Annotated in this window: 17 protein-coding genes; 12 read left to right on the top strand and 5 right to left on the bottom strand. The window is 68.3% G+C overall.

Going from position 1 to position 16434, the window contains the following annotated elements:
* Positions 1-11 precede the first annotated feature (11 nt).
* Together FG323_RS03340 and FG323_RS03335 are read right to left on the bottom strand one after the other, a co-directional pair.
* The gene (locus FG323_RS03340; protein ID WP_141453021.1) at positions 12-419 is read right to left on the bottom strand and encodes a hypothetical protein; all 408 of its coding nucleotides are present in this window, start codon (positions 417-419) and stop codon (positions 12-14) included.
* A 23-nt stretch (positions 420-442) separates the two neighbouring features.
* Positions 443-1078, bottom strand: coding sequence for an NAD(P)H-binding protein (locus FG323_RS03335; RefSeq protein ID WP_141453020.1), 636 nt, complete (start codon positions 1076-1078; stop codon positions 443-445).
* Between the two features lie 104 nt (positions 1079-1182).
* On the opposite strand from FG323_RS03335, the gene FG323_RS03330 reads away from it, so the two are divergent.
* From FG323_RS03330 to FG323_RS03295, 8 genes are all read left to right on the top strand, one after another.
* Positions 1183-2109 (top strand): LysR family transcriptional regulator, encoded by a 927-nt coding sequence (locus tag FG323_RS03330; protein ID WP_141453019.1) that lies wholly within the window; start codon positions 1183-1185, stop codon positions 2107-2109.
* 69 nt (positions 2110-2178) lie between these two features.
* Complete coding sequence (lexA, locus tag FG323_RS03325) at positions 2179-2796, top strand: transcriptional repressor LexA (RefSeq protein ID WP_141453018.1); 618 nt, start codon at positions 2179-2181, stop codon at positions 2794-2796.
* Positions 2772-3425, top strand: a complete 654-nt coding sequence (gene imuA / locus FG323_RS03320; RefSeq protein WP_181444084.1) for a translesion DNA synthesis-associated protein ImuA — start codon at positions 2772-2774, stop codon at positions 3423-3425. Before lexA ends, imuA begins: the two co-directional genes overlap by 25 nt.
* 7 nt (positions 3426-3432) lie before the next feature.
* A complete protein-coding gene (locus FG323_RS03315) occupies positions 3433-4854 on the top strand; it encodes a DNA polymerase Y family protein (RefSeq protein WP_141453016.1) in 1422 nt (473 codons plus the stop codon).
* Positions 4851-8090 carry an error-prone DNA polymerase gene (locus FG323_RS03310; RefSeq protein ID WP_141453015.1) on the top strand — a complete coding sequence of 1080 codons (3240 nt, stop codon included), beginning with the start codon at positions 4851-4853 and terminating at the stop codon, positions 8088-8090. The genes FG323_RS03315 and FG323_RS03310 overlap by 4 nt, the downstream gene beginning before the upstream one ends.
* A gap of 1 nt (position 8091) precedes the next feature.
* Complete coding sequence (locus FG323_RS03305) at positions 8092-8658, top strand: alpha-ketoglutarate-dependent dioxygenase AlkB (RefSeq protein WP_141453014.1); 567 nt, start codon at positions 8092-8094, stop codon at positions 8656-8658.
* Between the two features lie 50 nt (positions 8659-8708).
* Complete coding sequence (locus FG323_RS19940) at positions 8709-9158, top strand: response regulator transcription factor (protein ID WP_181444076.1); 450 nt, start codon at positions 8709-8711, stop codon at positions 9156-9158.
* Between the two features lie 119 nt (positions 9159-9277).
* On the top strand, positions 9278-9814 hold the full coding sequence (locus FG323_RS03295; RefSeq protein WP_141453013.1) for a DUF4199 domain-containing protein: 537 nt from the start codon (positions 9278-9280) through the stop codon (positions 9812-9814).
* 3 nt (positions 9815-9817) lie between these two features.
* Here FG323_RS03295 and FG323_RS03290 read toward each other — a convergent pair whose 3' ends face one another.
* Entirely contained in the window at positions 9818-10447 is a 630-nt protein-coding gene (locus FG323_RS03290) for a TetR/AcrR family transcriptional regulator (protein WP_141453012.1), read from the bottom strand.
* Positions 10448-10525: 78 nt separating this feature from the next.
* Between FG323_RS03290 and FG323_RS03285 the strand changes: the two genes are divergently transcribed.
* Entirely contained in the window at positions 10526-10900 is a 375-nt protein-coding gene (locus tag FG323_RS03285) for a cupin domain-containing protein (RefSeq protein WP_141453011.1), read from the top strand.
* Positions 10901-10916: 16 nt separating this feature from the next.
* On the opposite strand, the gene FG323_RS03280 is transcribed toward FG323_RS03285, so the two are convergent.
* Positions 10917-11852 carry a Dyp-type peroxidase gene (locus tag FG323_RS03280; RefSeq protein ID WP_141453010.1) on the bottom strand — a complete coding sequence of 312 codons (936 nt, stop codon included), beginning with the start codon at positions 11850-11852 and terminating at the stop codon, positions 10917-10919.
* Positions 11853-11883: 31 nt separating this feature from the next.
* Positions 11884-12723 (bottom strand): formate dehydrogenase accessory sulfurtransferase FdhD, encoded by an 840-nt coding sequence (gene fdhD, locus FG323_RS03275; RefSeq protein ID WP_141453009.1) that lies wholly within the window; start codon positions 12721-12723, stop codon positions 11884-11886.
* 176 nt (positions 12724-12899) lie between these two features.
* Here fdhD and FG323_RS03270 point away from each other — a divergent pair, with 176 nt between their 5' ends.
* The 3 genes from FG323_RS03270 to FG323_RS03260 are packed head-to-tail and all read left to right on the top strand — an operon-like array spanning position 12900 to position 16389.
* Positions 12900-15206 carry an FdhF/YdeP family oxidoreductase gene (locus FG323_RS03270; RefSeq protein ID WP_141453008.1) on the top strand — a complete coding sequence of 769 codons (2307 nt, stop codon included), beginning with the start codon at positions 12900-12902 and terminating at the stop codon, positions 15204-15206.
* On the top strand, positions 15203-16117 hold the full coding sequence (locus tag FG323_RS03265) for a DnaJ C-terminal domain-containing protein (RefSeq protein WP_141453007.1): 915 nt from the start codon (positions 15203-15205) through the stop codon (positions 16115-16117). The genes FG323_RS03270 and FG323_RS03265 overlap by 4 nt, the downstream gene beginning before the upstream one ends.
* The gene (locus tag FG323_RS03260; protein ID WP_220094120.1) at positions 16114-16389 is read left to right on the top strand and encodes a chaperone modulator CbpM; all 276 of its coding nucleotides are present in this window, start codon (positions 16114-16116) and stop codon (positions 16387-16389) included. Before FG323_RS03265 ends, FG323_RS03260 begins: the two co-directional genes overlap by 4 nt.
* Positions 16390-16434 lie beyond the last annotated feature (45 nt).

Here is a 16434-nt window from a genome sequence, read left to right as displayed (position 1 = left end):
GATGGACGCGTTCAATGGACGCGGGTGAGGGTGGATTCGCCGCTGAAGAAACTGCCGTCGGGACGGGTGATGTGGGTGTACACCCGTTCCCGCGCGAAGTCTTCAAGGTGCACGACCGTGGTCCGGTCCGCTTCCTGCCAGCGCACCAGGTACAGGCCTTCGCGGATCCGCCGGTGATCGAAACGGATGGTTTCCACCTGGCCCCGCGAGGGTGGCTGCAGCTTGGTGAAGGTCATGCTGTGGTCGGAGGTGAAGTCAATGTCGAAGGCGTTGCCGCTGCCGAAATCGACGCGGTAGACATGGCCGGTCGCGGGAAAAACATCTGTATCGGCCATGCTGCTTCCGGCATGCGCCGGCAGGTGCTGGCAACCGCTCAGGGCGCCCGACAGCGCCAGCGCGAACAGGAAGATGCTTCGCATGGGAATGCTCCGGTTGGGCGGAATCAGTAGGCCGCAGTGATGATCTGGCGCGGATGGCGCGCCTGTTCGAGTTCGGCGACGAAAGCCTCGGCATAGTCGGCGTAGCTGATGGCGCTCTTGCCATCGGCATCGGCCAGGAGCGCGCCGACCTGGGTGCGGAACTGCCCGCGCGCCTCGCCCGGGCCGATTTCCGCGGCCGGCGAGAAGAACGTCCAGGCCAGATCGTCGGCGGCCTGGTAACGCTTGAGCGCGTCGCGGTGCGCCAGCGCGACCGGTTTGTAGGCGGCGGGGAAATCCGGCACGTCGACCAGCTGCACGCCGGGCGCGACTTCCAGGCTGCCGGCGCCGCCGACCACCACCACGCGCGGAATGCCGGCTTCGCGGGCGGCGGCGATCAGGGCATCGCTGACATCGGCCAGGCTGGATTCGGCGCCGGGTTGCGGACCGTAGGCGCTGGCCAGCACGTCATGGCCACGCACGGCGGCGACCAGGGCGTCGGCATCGTCCAGCGCGGCGATGACGATGCGGGCGCCGTCCAGTTCCGGCGGCAGATCGGTGTCGCGGCGGACGATGGCGGTGACGTCATGGCCGCGGGCGATGGCATGCGCCGCGATCTGGCGGCCGATTTTGCCGGTGGCGGCGGCGAGGGCGATTTTCATGGTGAACTCCGGGTGAGGTGGGAAAGTGGGGCCACTGTAATGAGCTGAAAGCGGACGAAAAACCGCGTATAAGGCACTTGTTTGTTGCATGAATCGAGCAAGTCATGGACCGTATGACCGCAATGGGGGTATTCGTCGAGGTCGCCGAGCGCGGCAGCCTGACCGCCGCCGCCGAGGCGCTGGACATGTCGCGGGCGATGGTCACCCGCTACCTGGCCGAACTGGAGGACTGGCTGGGCGTGCGCCTGTTCCATCGCACCACCCGCCGGATCAGCCTGACCACGCCGGGCGAGCAGGCGCTGGAGCGCTGCCGCAAGCTGCTGGAACTGGGCGCCGACCTGCAGGCGGCGGTCGCCAGCGACACCGACGCGCCGCTGCACGGGCAACTGCGGCTGACCTGCAGCACCTCGTTCGGACAGAGCCAGATGGCCGCGGCGGTGGTCGACTACGTCGGTCGGCATCCGGGCGTGCGCATCGACATGCTGCTGCTGGATCGCACGGTCAACCTGGTCGAGGAGCGGGTGGATCTGGCCATCCGCATCACCCACGAACTGGATCCGAACCTGATTGCCCGTCGGCTGACCACCTGCCGTTCGCTGCTGTGCGCCTCGCCCGACTACCTGGCCCGGCGTGGCACGCCGGTGCGCGCGGAGGAACTGGCCGCACACGATTGCCTGACCCACCACTTCGTCGGCAAGAGCCTCTGGCACCTGCGCCGCGACGGCCGTGAAGTGGCGGTTGCGGTCGGCGGCGGCATCAGCGCCAACGAGGCCAGCGTGCTGCTGCAGGCGGTGCGCAGTGGCGGCGGCATCGCCATGCTGCCGACCTACCAGGCGGCCGGCTACCTGGCGCGTGGCGAACTGGTCGCGGTGCTGCCGGACTACGCCATTCCGCCGATGGGCATCTTTGGCGTCTACGCCACCCGCCGGCTGATGCCGCCGCTGGTGCGCTCATTCCTGGACTTCCTGGCCGGGCGCTTCGGCGAGGAACCGGAGTGGGATCGGGGGCTACCGCCGGCCGGGACCGCCTGAGCCGGGCGCCGGAGGCCAATTCAGGTTTTCACCATTGGCTTTCACCTGATTAGGTGAAAAGATTCTCGTGTGAGCCTGACCCTGACCCATCGCCAAGCCGCCGTCCTGGACGCCGTGCGCCTGCACCTGGCCGAAACCGGCAGCGCGCCGACCCTGCAGGAAATCGGCGCGGCGGTCGGCATCGGCCATGTCAGCGCGGTGTTCAAGCATCTGGAGGCGCTGGAGAAGAAGGGCTACCTGATCCGCGATCCCAGCCGGCCGCGCGGCATCCGCCTGATGGGGCCGCGGCCGGATCGCGACGACGTGCTCAGCCTGCCGCTGGTGGGGCGGGTCGCGGCCGGCCAGCCGATCCTCAACGATGGCGAGACCGAGGCATTCCTGCACGTGGACGCGGCGCTGTTCCGCATGCGTCCGGATTACCTGCTGCGCGTGCAGGGCGACTCGATGCGCGACGACGGCATCCTCGACGGCGATCTGGTCGGCGTGCGCATCACGCCCGACGCGCATCACGGACAGACGGTGGTGGCCCGGCTCGGCGACGCCGGCATCACCATCAAGCGGCTGCATCGCACCGCCAGCGAACTTCGGTTGCTGCCGCGCAGCGCCGGTTACGCGCCGATCGATCCGGATCCGGACGAGGATTTCGCCATCGAAGGGCTGTACTGCGGTTTGATCCGGCGCGACTGATGGGCAACGTCGTCGCCCTGGAATCCCTGCTGGCCGCGCAGACCCTGTGGCACGCGGGGCGCAGCGCCATCGCTCCGGCCGACAGCGAGAGCACCGGCCATGCCGCGCTGGATCGCCTCCTGCCACAGGGCGGCTGGCCGCGCGGCGCGCTCACCGAACTGTTGTTGCCGGCCGACGGCGTGGGCGAGATCGAACTGCTGATGCCCACGCTGGCGCGGCTGACCCGCGCCGGGAATGAGGTGGTGCTGATCGCGCCGCCTTATCTGGCCTACGCGCCGGCCTGGCAGGCAGGCGGCGTGGAATTGGCGCACCTGCATCTGGTCGAGGCCGCGCCGCGCGATGCCCTGTGGGCCTTCGAGCAATGCCTGCGCAGCGGCGCCTGCGCCGCGGTGATCGGCTGGCCCGCGACCGCCGATGGACGCGCCTTGCGCCGCCTGCAGGTGGCGGCCGACAGCGGCGATTGCCTGGGCTTCGCGCTGCGGGATCGCCGGCATGCGCTCAACGCCTCGCCGGCGGCGCTGCGGCTGGAATACATGCGCGAAAAAGGCGGCATGGCCGGTGCCTGGCATGTGCGCAAATGCCGCGGCGGCCATCCACCCGCGCAGGCGTTCGCCTGGACCGGTTCGTGAGCCGCGCATGCTCTGGGCCTGCATCTTGCTGCCGCAGCTGGCGCTGGACGCCGTCCTTCGCCGTTGCCCCGATCCCGACGCGCCGCTGGCGCTGGTGACCGGACCGGCGCAACTGCGCACGCTGCATGCCGTCAATGCAGCGGCCGCGCAGGCGGGCCTGCGGGCGGGCATGCGGCTGACCGCCGCGCACGCGCTGCTGCCGGATCTGGCGCTGGCCGAGTACGAACCGCAGGCCGAAGCGCGCTGGCATCGCTTCCTGGCCGCATGGGCCTATCGCCACAGTTCGCTGGTGAGCGCGCAATGGCCCGGCTGCCTGGTGCTGGAAGTACGCGCCAGTTTCCGCCTGCTGGGTCCGTGGCCCCGGTTCGAGGCGCGCCTGCGCGAGGAACTGCACGCGCTCGGTTTCAGCCATCGCATCGCGCTGGCGCCGACACCGCGCGCGGCGCGCGTGTTCGCCGGCCTGCGCGACGGCCTGGCGATGATGCAGGCGCCGGGCATGAACGAGGTGCTGGATCGCGTGCCGATCCGGCGCGCGGTGTTGCCGGACGAGGCCGGCGAGCGCTTGCATCGCATGGGTATCCGCGATCTGCGCACCCTGCGCGGGTTGCCGCGCGACAGCCTGCGCCGGCGCTTCGGCCTGGAGGTGCTGGAACATCTTGATCGCCTGTATGGCGAGGCCGACGATCCGCTGACCCATTACGCGCCGCCGGATTATTTCGACGCGCGGGTGGAACTGGGCTACGAAGTGGAAAGCCACACCGCGCTGCTGTTTCCGCTGCGCCGCCTGATCGGCGATCTGTGCACCTACCTGTCCATCCGAGACGGCGGCGTGCAGCGGTTCCTGCTGCGGCTGGAACACGAGGAAGACCACACCGACGTGGACGTCGGACTGCTGTCGGCCGAGCGCGAGCCGGCGATGCTGTTCGAGCTGACCCGCAACCGGCTCGAACGGGTGTCCATCCCCGCGCCGGTGGTGGCGGTGCGCCTGCTGGCGCGCGAGTTGCCGCCGTTCGTGCCGGCCGTCCGGGATCTGTTCGATCTGCGCGCGCAGCAGACGCTGCCCTGGCTGCAACTGCGCGAGCGCCTGCGCGCGCGGCTGGGCGACGAGGCGGTCCACCAGGTGACACCTACCGGCGATCCGCGCCCGGAGCGGGCATGGCGGCGACTGCGTGGCGACGAGCGCGCGGATATCGCGCCGGCGCCCGCGCGTCCGCCGCGTCCGGCCTGGCTGTTGCCGCAGCCGATACCACTGCGGGATCCGCGTCCGCGCATCCTGTCCGGACCGGAACGGCTGGAAAGCGGTTGGTGGGACGGCGCCGACGCCCGCCGCGACTACTACGTGCTGGAAACCTCGCAGGGCCAGCGCGCCTGGGCATTCGCGCCGCCGGGCGAGCGCGAGCACTGGATGCTGCACGGGTGGTTCGCATGAGCCGCGAACAGGAACGCGACACCGATTCGCCCGGCGGTCGTCCGCCGCGGGCGTGGGAAGTCGCGCAGCGGTTGGGACTGGCGGCGGCCAACGACGACAGCGTCATCGCCGATGATCTGCCGGCCTATGCCGAACTGCATTGCCTGTCGGATTTCTCCTTCCTGCGCGGCGCGGCCAGCGCGGAGGAATTGTTCGCGCGGGCCAAGCTCTGCGGCTACGAGGCGCTGGCGATCACCGACGAATGCTCGCTGGCGGGCATCGTGCGGGCGCTGGAAGCCTCGGAGGCCACCAATTTGAAACTGGTGGTGGGCAGCGAGTTCCGGTTGCTCGACGGTCTGCGGCTGGTGCTGCTGGTGGAAAACCATCGCGGCTACACGCAGTTGTGCCGGCTGATCACCGTGGGCCGCCGCGCCACCACCAAGGGACGCTACCGGCTCACCCGCCAGGACGTGGAAACGGTGCTGGCCGAAGGGGCGTGCGGCCTGTTCGCGCTGTGGCTGCCGGCGCGCGCGCCGGAACCGGAACAGGGAAAGTGGCTGCAACGGGTATTCGGCGAGCGCGCCTTCCTGGCGGTGGAACTGCACCGCGACGAGGACGACGATGCCCGCCTGCAACAGCTGCTGGCATTGGCGGTGGAGCAGGGCATGACGCCGGTGGCGGCCGGCGACGTGCACATGGACGTACGCCGCCGGCGCGTCCTGCAGGACACCATGACCGCGATCCGTCATGGCCTGCCGCTGGCCGAATGCGGCGATCATCTGTTCCGCAACGGCGAACGCCATCTGCGCACGCGACGCGCGCTGGGCAACATCTATCCGGCTGCGTTGCTGGAGGCGGCCGTGCAACTGGCGCGGCGCTGCGTCTTCGATATGAAGACGGATGTGAAGTATCGCTATCCGGCTGAGCTGGTGCCGGATGGCCATACGCCGGCCAGTTGGCTGCGCGAACTGACCGAGCGTGGCATGCGCGAACGCTGGCCGGAGGGTACGCCCGACAAGGTCAGACGGCAGATCGAAGGCGAATTGGCGCTCATCGCCAAGAAGGAATATGAAGCCTTCTTCCTGACCGTCGAGGACATTGTCCGTTTCGCCAAATCGCAGGACATCCTCTGCCAGGGACGCGGCTCCTCGGCCAATTCGGCGGTCTGCTTCGCGTTGGGCATCACCGTGGTCAATCCCGACGAGACCCGCCTGCTGATGGCGCGCTTCCTGTCGGAGAACCGCAACGAGCCACCCGACATCGACGTGGACTTCGAGCATGCGCGGCGCGAGGAGGTGCTCCAGTACGTCTACAACAAGTATGGCCGCGAGCGCGCCGCCATCGCCGCCACCGTGATCCGCTATCGTGGCAAGAGCGCGGTGCGCGATGTCGCCAAGGCGTTCGGCCTGCCGCCGGATCAGATTGCGTTGCTGGCCGACTGCTACGGCTGGGGAAACGGCGAAACGCCGATGGAACAGCGCCTGCGCGAGGCCGGTTTCGATCCGGGCAATCCGCTGATCGCGCGGGTGCTGGCGGTGACCGCGTTGTTGCGCGGGCATCCGCGCCATCTGTCCCAGCATGTCGGTGGCTTCGTGATCAGCGACGCGCCCCTGTCCACGGTGGTGCCGGTGGAGAACGCGGCCATGGACGACCGCACCATCATCCAGTGGGACAAGGACGACCTGGAAACCATGAAGCTGCTGAAGGTCGACTGCCTGGCGCTGGGCATGCTGACCTGCATCCACAAGGCGGTGAAGCTGATCGAGAAACATCGTGGTCGCGTCATTGACCTGGCCCGGATACCTGGCGACGACGCCGGAACCTACGACCTCATCCAGGCCGCCGACACGGTTGGCGTTTTCCAGATCGAGTCGCGCGCGCAGATGAGCATGCTGCCAAGACTGAAGCCGAAGAACTTCTACGATCTGGTGGTGGAAGTGGCCATCGTCCGCCCCGGCCCGATCCAGGGCGGCATGGTGCATCCCTACCTGCGGCGGCGGCAGGGCAAGGACCCGGTGGTGTATCCCTCCGAAGGCATCGAGAAAATCCTGGGTAACACCCTGGGTATTCCCCTGTTCCAGGAACAGGTGATGGAACTGGTGATCCACGCCGGCTACACGGAAGCCGAAGCCGACGGGTTGCGCCGTTCGATGGCCGCGTGGGGACGCGGCGGCGACATGGAGCCGCACCGGGCGCGCATCCGCGAGCTGATGGAGGACAAGAACTACTCCTCCGAATTCATCGACCAGATCTTCGAACAGATCAAGGGCTTCGGCTCCTACGGCTTCCCGCAGAGCCATGCGGCCTCGTTCGCCAAACTGGTCTACATCAGCAGCTGGCTGAAGCGGCACGAGCCGGCCGCGTTCACCTGCGCGCTGCTCAACGCGCAGCCGATGGGTTTCTATTCGCCCAGCCAGATCGTGCAGGACGCGCGGCGCGGGCGGGGCGGGCGCCTGCCGGTCGAGGTGCGGCCGGTCGACGTGCTGCACAGCGACTGGGACTGCACGCTGGAAGGCGGGCGTTTCCGCGTGGGCGACGAGGATGACGCCGGCCAGCCGGCGATCCGGCTGGGCATGCGCCAGATCAGCGGGTTGTCGGAGGCGATGGCGAATGCGATCGTCGCGGCCCGCGCGCGGCAACCGTTCCGCGACGTGCGCGACCTGTGCCTGCGCGCGCGGCTGGATGAAAAGGCCCGGCATGCGCTGGCCGAAGCCGGCGCGCTGGAAGCGCTGGCCGGAAACCGCCATGCCGCGCGCTGGGCGGTGGCCGGCATCGAGCGCCAGCGGCCACTGCTGCCCGGCAGTCCGGACGAGGACGCCATCGTGCTGCCGGCGCCGCGCACCGGCGAGGATGTGCTGTCGGATTATCGCGCGCTGGGATTGACCTTGCGCACGCATCCGCTGGCGCTGCTGCGCCCGCGGTTGCAGGACGAGCGCGTACTGGATTCACGCCAGTTGCAGGACATGCCGCATGGCCGCGGCGTGCATGCCGCCGGCATCGTCACCCAGCGCCAGCGGCCGGGCACCGCCAGCGGCGTCATCTTCGTGACCCTGGAAGACGAGCATGGCGTGGTCAACGTGGTGGTCTGGCCGCACCTGGCCGCGCGCCAGCGCAAGGCCCTGCTGGGCGCGCGCCTGCTGTCGGTGCGCGGACGCTGGGAGCACGTGGACGGCGTGCAGCACCTCATCGCCGCCCAGTTGCGCGACATGAGCGACTGGCTGGGCGATCTGGTCACCCCCTCGCGGGATTTCCACTGAGATGGATCTGTTCGCCACGCCCATGCAGCAACTGGTCGACGACGCCCAGGGCGGCATCCGCTACTGGCCGGATTTCATCGACGAGGCAAGGGCGTGGCGGTGGTTCCAGGCCCTGCAGGCGGGCGCCAACTGGACCCACCTGCAACGGCCCATGTACGAGAAGGTGGTGGACGTGCCGCGCCTGCTCGCCAGCTATGATCTCGACGCCTTGCCCGCGGAGCTGCCGCTGGCCGAGATGCTGGCGCGGGTGCAGGCGGTGGTGCCCGCGCCCTACAGCCGGGTGGGCATGAACCTCTACCGCGACGGTCACGACAGCGTCGCCATGCACAGCGACAAGCTGCACATCCTGCGCGAAGGCCATCCGATCACTCTGGTCTCGCTCGGCGCGCCGCGCCGCATGCTGATCAAGCGCAAGGGCGAGGGGCACAAGGCCATCGCCATCGATCTGTTGCCGGGTAGCCTGCTCAGCATGAGCCACGCCTCCCAGCTCACCCACGAACACGGCATTCCCAAGACCCGCCGCCCACAGGCGCCGCGCATCAGCGCGGTGTTCCGGGTCCGGCCCTAGTTCCCGCGGCGCCTTTCGCCGGGACCGGCATTGCCGGACAATCCGCCGGCATGAGCCGCCGCCATGTCCGGATGCCATCCCGAAACTGGAAGCGGACCGCCGTGTATGGCGCGGCGCTGGCGCTGGCGGCGCTCGGCCTGCAATGGCTGGATTACCAGCGGCTGGCGCGCACCCACTGGGATGACTTCTACATCGGCCTGGTCGCGCTGGCCTTCCTCGCGCTGGGGGTGTTCGTCGGCGCCCGCCTGTTCGCAGCACGCCATCGCCCGCCGGCCTTCGACGGCAACCCGCGGGCGCAGGACAGCCTGGGCATCAGCGATCGCGAACGGGCGGTGCTGCTGGAACTGGCGGCGGGACGCTCCAACAAGGAAATCGCCCGCGAGCTGCACATCGCGCCCAGCACGGTGAAGACCCACGTGGCCCGGCTGTACGAGAAGCTGGGCGCGCGCCGTCGCACCGAGGCGGTGCGACGGGCGCGCGAGCTGGGGCTGGTTCCCTGAACAGGCGGATCGCATGCCATCCTTGGGCGGAAACGGGCCGAATCACCCGTTTGGCCGATTGCCGCACGCCGGGCCGGGCCGCCCAATGACGCCGCCATTCCCGACCCGAGAGGTGTTCCATGCTGCGCAGAATCCTGTCCTACGGCCTGCTCGCCGGCCTGATTGCCGGCGGCGTCCTGTCCCTCATCGTGCTGACCGTGCAGGACGCCATCCCGTCCGGCTACAGCATGGCGATCGGTTACCTGACCATGCTGGTCGCGCTGAGCCTGGTGTTCCTGGCCATCAAGCGCCATCGGGATCGCGAACTGGGCGGGGTGATCCGGTTCTGGCCGGCATTTGGCCTGGGCCTGGGCGTGAGCTTCATCGCCAGCCTGATCTACATGCTGTCCTGGGAGGCGGCGCTGGCGATCAGCGGCCTGGACTTCGCCGACACCTATGCCAAGGCGATGATCGAGGCGCAGAAGGCCAAGGGCGCCAGTCCCGAAGCGCTGGCCAGGCTGGCGGCCGACATGGAGACGTTCAAGGCGCAGTACGCCAATCCGCTGTTCCGGCTGCCGATGACGTTCATTGAAATCTTCCCGGTCGGCGTGTTGGTCTCGCTGATTTCGGCCGCCATCCTGCGCAACCCGCGCGTCCTGCCGGCGCGGCGGGGATGAGGCTCAGGCCTTGCGCAGGTAGCGCACCAGCAGGGCGGTGACCTCGTCGATGTAGGCGTCCGCGCGATCGCCGGACACCATCTCCGGGCGCAGCACCACCGCGGCGTGGGTCAGTGCTTCCACGGTGGACACGGCGATGAAGGTTGCCGTGTCCAGATCCTGCACGCGCAGTTCCTGCCGGTGGCTTTCCAGGTACAGGCGGATGAGCGCGTAGACCTCGCGATCGATGGCCTCGATGTTCTCCAGCAGTCCCACCCGGGGAGTCTGCTCAACCAGCACCCGGTGCAGGCGGGGGTTGATGCGGTGTGCATCGACCATCACCCGCACCAGTTCGCGGGTGGCCAGATCCAATGGTTCCTGCGCCACCCGGGCCAATGCGTCGCGGATGCGCTGCATCATCTCCTGCATGTGCTGGCCGATCACGCCTGCGACCAGCGCTTCCTTGCTCGGGTAGTACTGGTACAGCGAACCGATGCTCACTCCGGCGGCCTGGGCGATGCGATTGGTGCTGGCGCGGTCGTAGCCTTCCTTGACCAGAATGCGAGCGGTGGCTTCCAGCAGTGCGTCCACGGTGGCGCGGGAACGCTCCTGGGTAGCGGTCTTGCGGGGTTTCGTCGCGGGTTTGCGGGCCATGGCGGTTGACGGGAAAGCGAGTAGACAAGGCGAGCTATCACTCACATTCTATGCATGCTTTCATCAGGCGCACAAACCATGCTGACGTTTGACCCACAGGAACGCGTGGTCGGTTTCGACGATGCCCGCCGCGCGTCCGATATTCCGCTGGCCAAACTGAGCGAGGCGACATCCGAATGGGTGGTGGCGCTGGTCGATATCGTCGATGGTCCATCGGTGGACGCACGGTTCTGGGAACGCCATCCCGGGGGCGACAAGATCCTCTACGTGCTGGAAGGCGGGATCGTGGTGACGCTGGCCCCGGAAGACGGGGAAGAAACCACGGCCAGCGTGGTCGCGCCCGGGGGCTGCGTCATACCGAAAGACACCTGGCATCGCCTGCAGGTGCTGTCGCCGGGACGGATGCTGTGCGTGACGCCGAGGACGGGGACCGAGGATTGCGGATACGGGTGAGGGGGGCGTCCCGCGCTCACTCCGCACCCGCCGCTGCCTCCAGGAATTGCGCCGACGGAACGAAGAACAGCGAGCCCGTCACCGCGGTGCTGAAATCCAGCAGGCGGTCGTAGTTGCCGGGCGGATTGCCGATGAACATGTTCTCCAGCATCTTCTCGATGCGTGAAGGCGAGCAGGCGTAGCCGATGAAGTAGGTGCCGAATTCGCCCTTGGCGGCGTCGCCGAAGGACATGTTGTCGCGCAGGATTTCCAGTTCGCGGCCATCCTCGACCAGCGAGGTCAGCGCGTTGTGGGCGTAGCTGGGCTTGGTCGCGTCGTCCAGTTCGATGTTCGACTGCTTGCTGCGGCCGACGATTTTTTCCTGCTCGGCTTCGGGCACCGCGTTCCAGCCGCGCAGGTCATGCAGGTACTTCTGCACGATGACATAGCTGCCGCCGGCGAAGACGGGATCCTCGGCGCCGACCAGGGTGGCATCCAGCGCCGCCTGGCCGACCGGATTCTCGGTGCCGTCGACGAAGCCGATCAGATCCCGGTTGTCGAAGTAGGTGAAGCCATGGACTTCGTCCGCGCCGGTCACCGTTTCGCCCAGTCGCTGCATGATGTGGGTGGCCAGTTCGAAACACAGATCCTGGCGGGCGGCGCGGATGTGGAACAGCAGATCGCCGGGCGTGGCGACGGCGTGGTGCCGGCCGTTGATCTCGCGGAACGGATGCAGTTCGCGCGGACGCGGCGCGCCGAACAGTCCGTCCCAGGCGTCCGAGCCGATTCCCAGCACACACGACAGCGCCGCATCGGGCACGCGCGAGCCGATGGCGCGTACCAGCCCGGCCAGACCGGCGCACAGGGCACGGCAGGCCTGCGTCGGCGTGTCTCCGCGCGCCAGGGTGACGACCAGGAAAATCGCGGCGCGAGTCAGCGGCGCGGTGACGGGCTGGGCCAGGATGGGTTGCACGACATCTCCTGCGGAAAGGGAAGGAACAGGCTCACGGCGAAGCCGCGAGGCGTTCGGGAAAGGTGTAGAGATTGCAGCCGTCGCCGCGTGCGAAACCGATCAGGCAGACGTTGGCGCCGCGTGCCAGTTCGATCGCCAACGCCGTGGGCGCCGACACCGCGGCGACGAAGCCGATGCCGGCGCGGGCGGCCTTGGTCACCATCTCGTAGCTGGCGCGGCTGGAGATCACCAGCATGCCGGCCGCCGGATCATCGCCGGCGCGGGTCATCGCGCCAATCAGCTTGTCCAGCGCATTGTGCCGGCCGACATCCTCACGCACCCGCAGGATGTCGCCCGTGGCATCGGCCCAGGCGGCGGCGTGGGTGGAACCGGTGGCGGCGTTCATGGGCTGGTGCGCGTCGAGCGCCGCCAGCGCCCGTCGCAACGCCTCGACGGTGAAGCGTGGCGTGTCCGTGACCGGGGCCGCCGGACGCACCACGTCCTCCAACTGGCGCGTTCCGCACAGGCCGCAGCCGCCGCGGCCGGGCAGCCAGCGCGCGTCATCTTCGTTCAGACCCGCGGCGGGCGCGTCGCCGGCGACGGTCATCGCCAGTTCGATGCCTTCCAGTTGCCAATGCGTGCGAACGCCCAGCAGTTGTCCGGGTGCGGTGACGAGGCCCTCGCTCAGCGAGAAACCCAAGGCGAAATCCTCCAGATCGCAGGGCGAAGCCATCATCACCGCGAACGGCCGGCCGTTGTAGCGCATGGCCACCGGTATTTCCTCGGCGAGCCGGTCCACCACCGCCTCGGTGGCTTCGCCCTGGCGACGCAGGACATGCCGATCCACCCACCCGGCGGTGATGGAAGGCGGGGCGTCACCGCGTTCAGGCATGGCGTGTCATTTCCGCTGGCTGGCAATTCCGTGTCGCTCGCCGGCCACCGGATGGAACAACCGGCCGCGGACGAACCGTCGCAGCGTAGCTCATCCGTTTCATCGCGGCGAGGTGGAGCGCGGCGGCGTAAAGTGCTTAACTGGCCGCGACGGTTCGCATGCGGAGGTATCCGGTCATGAGCGCGCAGAAACCTCCCCGCTACAAGCCCTACCACCAGCCGGCGGGCGGGTGGGGCGCGGCCGCCGCCACCGCCAAGGTGCTGCTGGAACAGAGCGTGGTCACCAAGGGCTCGCGCGCGCTGCTGGCGATGAACCAGCCCGGCGGCTTCAAGTGCCCGAGTTGCGCGTTTCCGGACGCCGACTGCACCAGGAAGCTGGAGTTCTGCGAGAACGGCGTGAAGGCGCTGGCCTTCGAGGCCACCCAGGCGCGCGTGACCCGCGAGTTCTTCGCCCGGCACAGCGTGTCCGAATTGATGGAACAGTCGGACTACTGGCTGGAGATGCAGGGCCGGCTGACCGAGCCCATGCGCTACGACGCCGCCACCGATCACTACGTACCCTGCGACTGGGACACCGCCTTCGGGATCATCGGGCGCCATCTGCGGGGTCTGAAGAGCCCGCACGAGGCCGAGTTCTACACGTCAGGACGCACGCCGAACGAGGCGGCGTTCCTGTACGCGATCTTCGTCCGCCAGTTCGGCACCAACAATTTTCCCGACTGTTCCAACATGTGCCACGAGCCGACCAGCCGCGGCCTGCCGCCGGCCATCGGGGTGGGCAAGGGCACGGTGGTGCTGGAGGATTTCGAGCACGCCGAGGCGATCTTCGTGATCGGCCAGAACACCGGCACCAACTCGCCGCGGATGATGACCCATCTGGTCGAGGCGCGGAAACGCGGCATTCCCATCGTCGCGGTCAACCCGATGCCCGAGCGCGCCCTGATCCGGTTCACCGAACCGCAGGATGTGGTGCAGATGGCGACATTCGGATCGACGGAGATCTCCAGCGAGTTCGTGCATGTCCGAATCGGCGGCGACCTGGCGCTGCTCAAGGGCATGATGAAGGTGCTGTTCGAACGCGAGGCGGCGGGCGAACCGGTGCTGGATCACGAGTTCCTGCGCGAGCACACGACGGGCCTGGAGGTGGTCCGCGATGAAATCCTGTCCCTGGACTGGGCGGACATCGTGCGCGTGTCCGGGGTGGCGGAAGAACAGATTCGCCGCTGTGCGGAAATCTACATCCGCTCCCGCGCCACCATCATCTGCTACGGGATGGGACTCACCCAGCATCAGCAGGGATCGCGGCTGGTCCAGCAGGTTGCCAACCTGCTGTTCCTGCGCGGCAATTTCGGTAGGTCCGGCGCGGGGATTTCGCCGATTCGCGGCCACTCCAACGTGCAGGGCGATCGCACGGTGGGCATCGACGAGAAGCCGTCGGTGGCGTATCTGGACCGGGTACGCGAGGTGTTCGGCTTCGAGCCGCCGCGCGCGCATGGCCATCACACCGTCGAATCCATCGCCGCGATGATGGACGGCACCGCCAAGGTGTTCATCGGCCTGGGCGGCAACTTCGTGCGCGCCGTGCCCGACACCGAACAGGCGTATGCGGCCATGCGCAAGCTCGACCTTACCGTGGGCATCACCACCAAGTTGAACCGGGGCCATCTGGTGCACGGCAGGGAGGCGCTGATCCTGCCGGTGGTCGCGCGCTCGGAACGCATCCGGACCGCCGCCGGCGAGCAGTTCGTCACCATCGAGGACTCGATGTCCAACGTCACCGCCTCGCGCGGGGTGCTGGAACCGGCCAGTCCGCAACTGTTGCCGGAGGTGGAGATCGTCTGCCGGATGGCGATGGCGACGCTGCCGGACAGCCGGCTTCCGTGGGCCGACTACGCGATGGATTACGATCTCGTCCGCGCACGCATCGCCGATGTCTACCCGGCGTTGTATGCCGGCTTTGTCGAACGAATCCGCGACCCGAAGGGCTTCCATCTGGATGTCGCGCCACGCCGGCGGGTCTGGCTCACGCCCAATGGCAAGGCCAACTTCCTGCCGCTGCCGGGGCTGGAAGTGAATGATCCGGTCGACGATCCGTCGATGCTGCGATTGGCCACCGTGCGTTCGCACGATCAGTTCAATACCACCATCTACAGCTACAACGATCGCTATCGCGGCGTGTACAACGATCGCATGGTGCTGTTCATGAATGAGGAGGACCGCCGCGAACGCGGGCTGCGACCGGAACAGCAGATTGCCCTGGAAACCATCAGCACCGATGGCCGGCAGCGCCGTGTCGAAGGACTGACCGTGCTCGACTATCCGATGCCGCGTGGCGCGGTGGCCGGCTACTACCCGGAACTGAATCCGTTGCTGCCGCTGGATTATCACGACCGCATCAGCGGTACCCCGGCGGCCAAGTCGATACCGGTGCGCGTGATCGCGATGGATGCGCCGGCGGCGGCGCAAGCGGGGGGCGGCGCGTGAGCAATCCCTACGAGACCCTGGGTGTCCCGGCGAGCGCTTCGGCCGAGGACATCAAGAAGGCCTACCGGCGCCTGGCGCGCAAGCTGCACCCGGACCTCAACCCCGGCGACAAGGCGGCCGAGGAGCGTTTCAAGGACGTCGCCGTCGCCTATCGCCTGCTCGGGGACGTGGAGCAGCGCAGGCGCTACGACGCCGGCGAGATTGACGAAACAGGCGCGGAACGACCGCAGCATCGCTACTACCGCGACTATGCCGGCGCCGATCACGGCCATGCCTATGGCGAGGACACCGACCATGCCGGCTACGCGGATTTCGCCGAAGGCGATGACCCGTTCGCCGAACTGCTGCGGCGCAGTGCGCAGGCCCGGGCGTTCCGGCGCGGACAGGACATGCATTACCGCCTGCCGATCAGTCTGGCCGACGCCATCAACGGCACCCGCACCCGGCTGACGCTGCCCACCGGAGACACCCTGGACGTCACCGTACCGGCCGGGATCGTTCCGGGGCAGACCCTGCGGCTGCGCGGCAAGGGCGCGCCCGGCGGCGAGCAGGGCCAAGCGGGCGACGCGCTGATCGAACTGGACGTGATGCCGGATCCCCGTTTCAGCCAGGACGGCGAGGATCTGGGACTGGAAGTGCCCATCTCGCTGCGCGAAGCGGTGTTGGGTGGACCGATTCGCGTGCCCACGCCCACCGGACACGTGGACCTGACCGTGCCGCCGGGTTTCGATGGCAGCAGCCGGCTGCGGGTGAAGGGCCACGGCATGCCGCGCCGGGGCGGCGGGCGCGGCGACGAGTACGTCCGCCTGCGCATCGTGCTGCCCAGGGGCGGGGATCCCGAACTGAAGGACTTCGTCTCCGGATGGCGCGCAGGGCAGGGCCATCACCCCCGCGAGGAACCGCCGGCATGAACATCGACCTGGAAGAATTCCTGAGCCAATCCGGCATCCGCCGCGAAATGCTGACCGTGTGGATCGAGAAGGCCTGGATCACCCCCGCGCAGACCGCCAGCCGCGTCGAACTGACCGAAGTCGACGTCGCCCGCGCCTATCTGGTACGCGACCTGTCCGACGACCTGGGCGTGAACGAGGAAGGCATCGACGTGGCCCTGCATCTCATCGACCAGATCCACGGGCTGCGCCGGCTGCTCGCGCAGCTGCGCGGGGAGATCAAGGGCGAGTAGGGAAGGTCCGTACATCTGCGCGAATGGACTTGTTGCGGACGTGGG

Origin of the sequence: Pseudoxanthomonas sp. z9, from assembly GCF_006542425.1 — a bacterium.
Classification (GTDB): Bacteria; Pseudomonadota; Gammaproteobacteria; order Xanthomonadales; family Xanthomonadaceae; genus Pseudoxanthomonas_A.
Note: the sequence above shows the minus strand (reverse complement) of the source record. Positions and strands in the feature narration are given on the sequence as shown.

What these genes read in the sequence shown, in the direction of transcription:
- FG323_RS03340 (WP_141453021.1), bottom strand. Translation starts at nt 419, where the DNA reads ATGCGAAGCATCTTCCTGTTCGCGCTGGCGCTGTCGGGCGCCCTGAGC.
- FG323_RS03335 (WP_141453020.1), bottom strand. Translation starts at nt 1,078, where the DNA reads ATGAAAATCGCCCTCGCCGCCGCCACCGGCAAAATCGGCCGCCAGATC.
- FG323_RS03330 (WP_141453019.1), top strand. Translation starts at nt 1,183, where the DNA reads ATGGACCGTATGACCGCAATGGGGGTATTCGTCGAGGTCGCCGAGCGC.
- FG323_RS03315 (WP_141453016.1), top strand. Translation starts at nt 3,433, where the DNA reads ATGCTCTGGGCCTGCATCTTGCTGCCGCAGCTGGCGCTGGACGCCGTC.
- FG323_RS03310 (WP_141453015.1), top strand. Translation starts at nt 4,851, where the DNA reads ATGAGCCGCGAACAGGAACGCGACACCGATTCGCCCGGCGGTCGTCCG.
- FG323_RS03305 (WP_141453014.1), top strand. Translation starts at nt 8,092, where the DNA reads ATGGATCTGTTCGCCACGCCCATGCAGCAACTGGTCGACGACGCCCAG.
- FG323_RS19940 (WP_181444076.1), top strand. Translation starts at nt 8,709, where the DNA reads ATGAGCCGCCGCCATGTCCGGATGCCATCCCGAAACTGGAAGCGGACC.
- FG323_RS03295 (WP_141453013.1), top strand. Translation starts at nt 9,278, where the DNA reads ATGCTGCGCAGAATCCTGTCCTACGGCCTGCTCGCCGGCCTGATTGCC.
- FG323_RS03290 (WP_141453012.1), bottom strand. Translation starts at nt 10,447, where the DNA reads ATGGCCCGCAAACCCGCGACGAAACCCCGCAAGACCGCTACCCAGGAG.
- FG323_RS03285 (WP_141453011.1), top strand. Translation starts at nt 10,526, where the DNA reads ATGCTGACGTTTGACCCACAGGAACGCGTGGTCGGTTTCGACGATGCC.
- fdhD (WP_141453009.1), bottom strand. Translation starts at nt 12,723, where the DNA reads ATGCCTGAACGCGGTGACGCCCCGCCTTCCATCACCGCCGGGTGGGTG.
- FG323_RS03270 (WP_141453008.1), top strand. Translation starts at nt 12,900, where the DNA reads ATGAGCGCGCAGAAACCTCCCCGCTACAAGCCCTACCACCAGCCGGCG.
- FG323_RS03260 (WP_220094120.1), top strand. Translation starts at nt 16,114, where the DNA reads ATGAACATCGACCTGGAAGAATTCCTGAGCCAATCCGGCATCCGCCGC.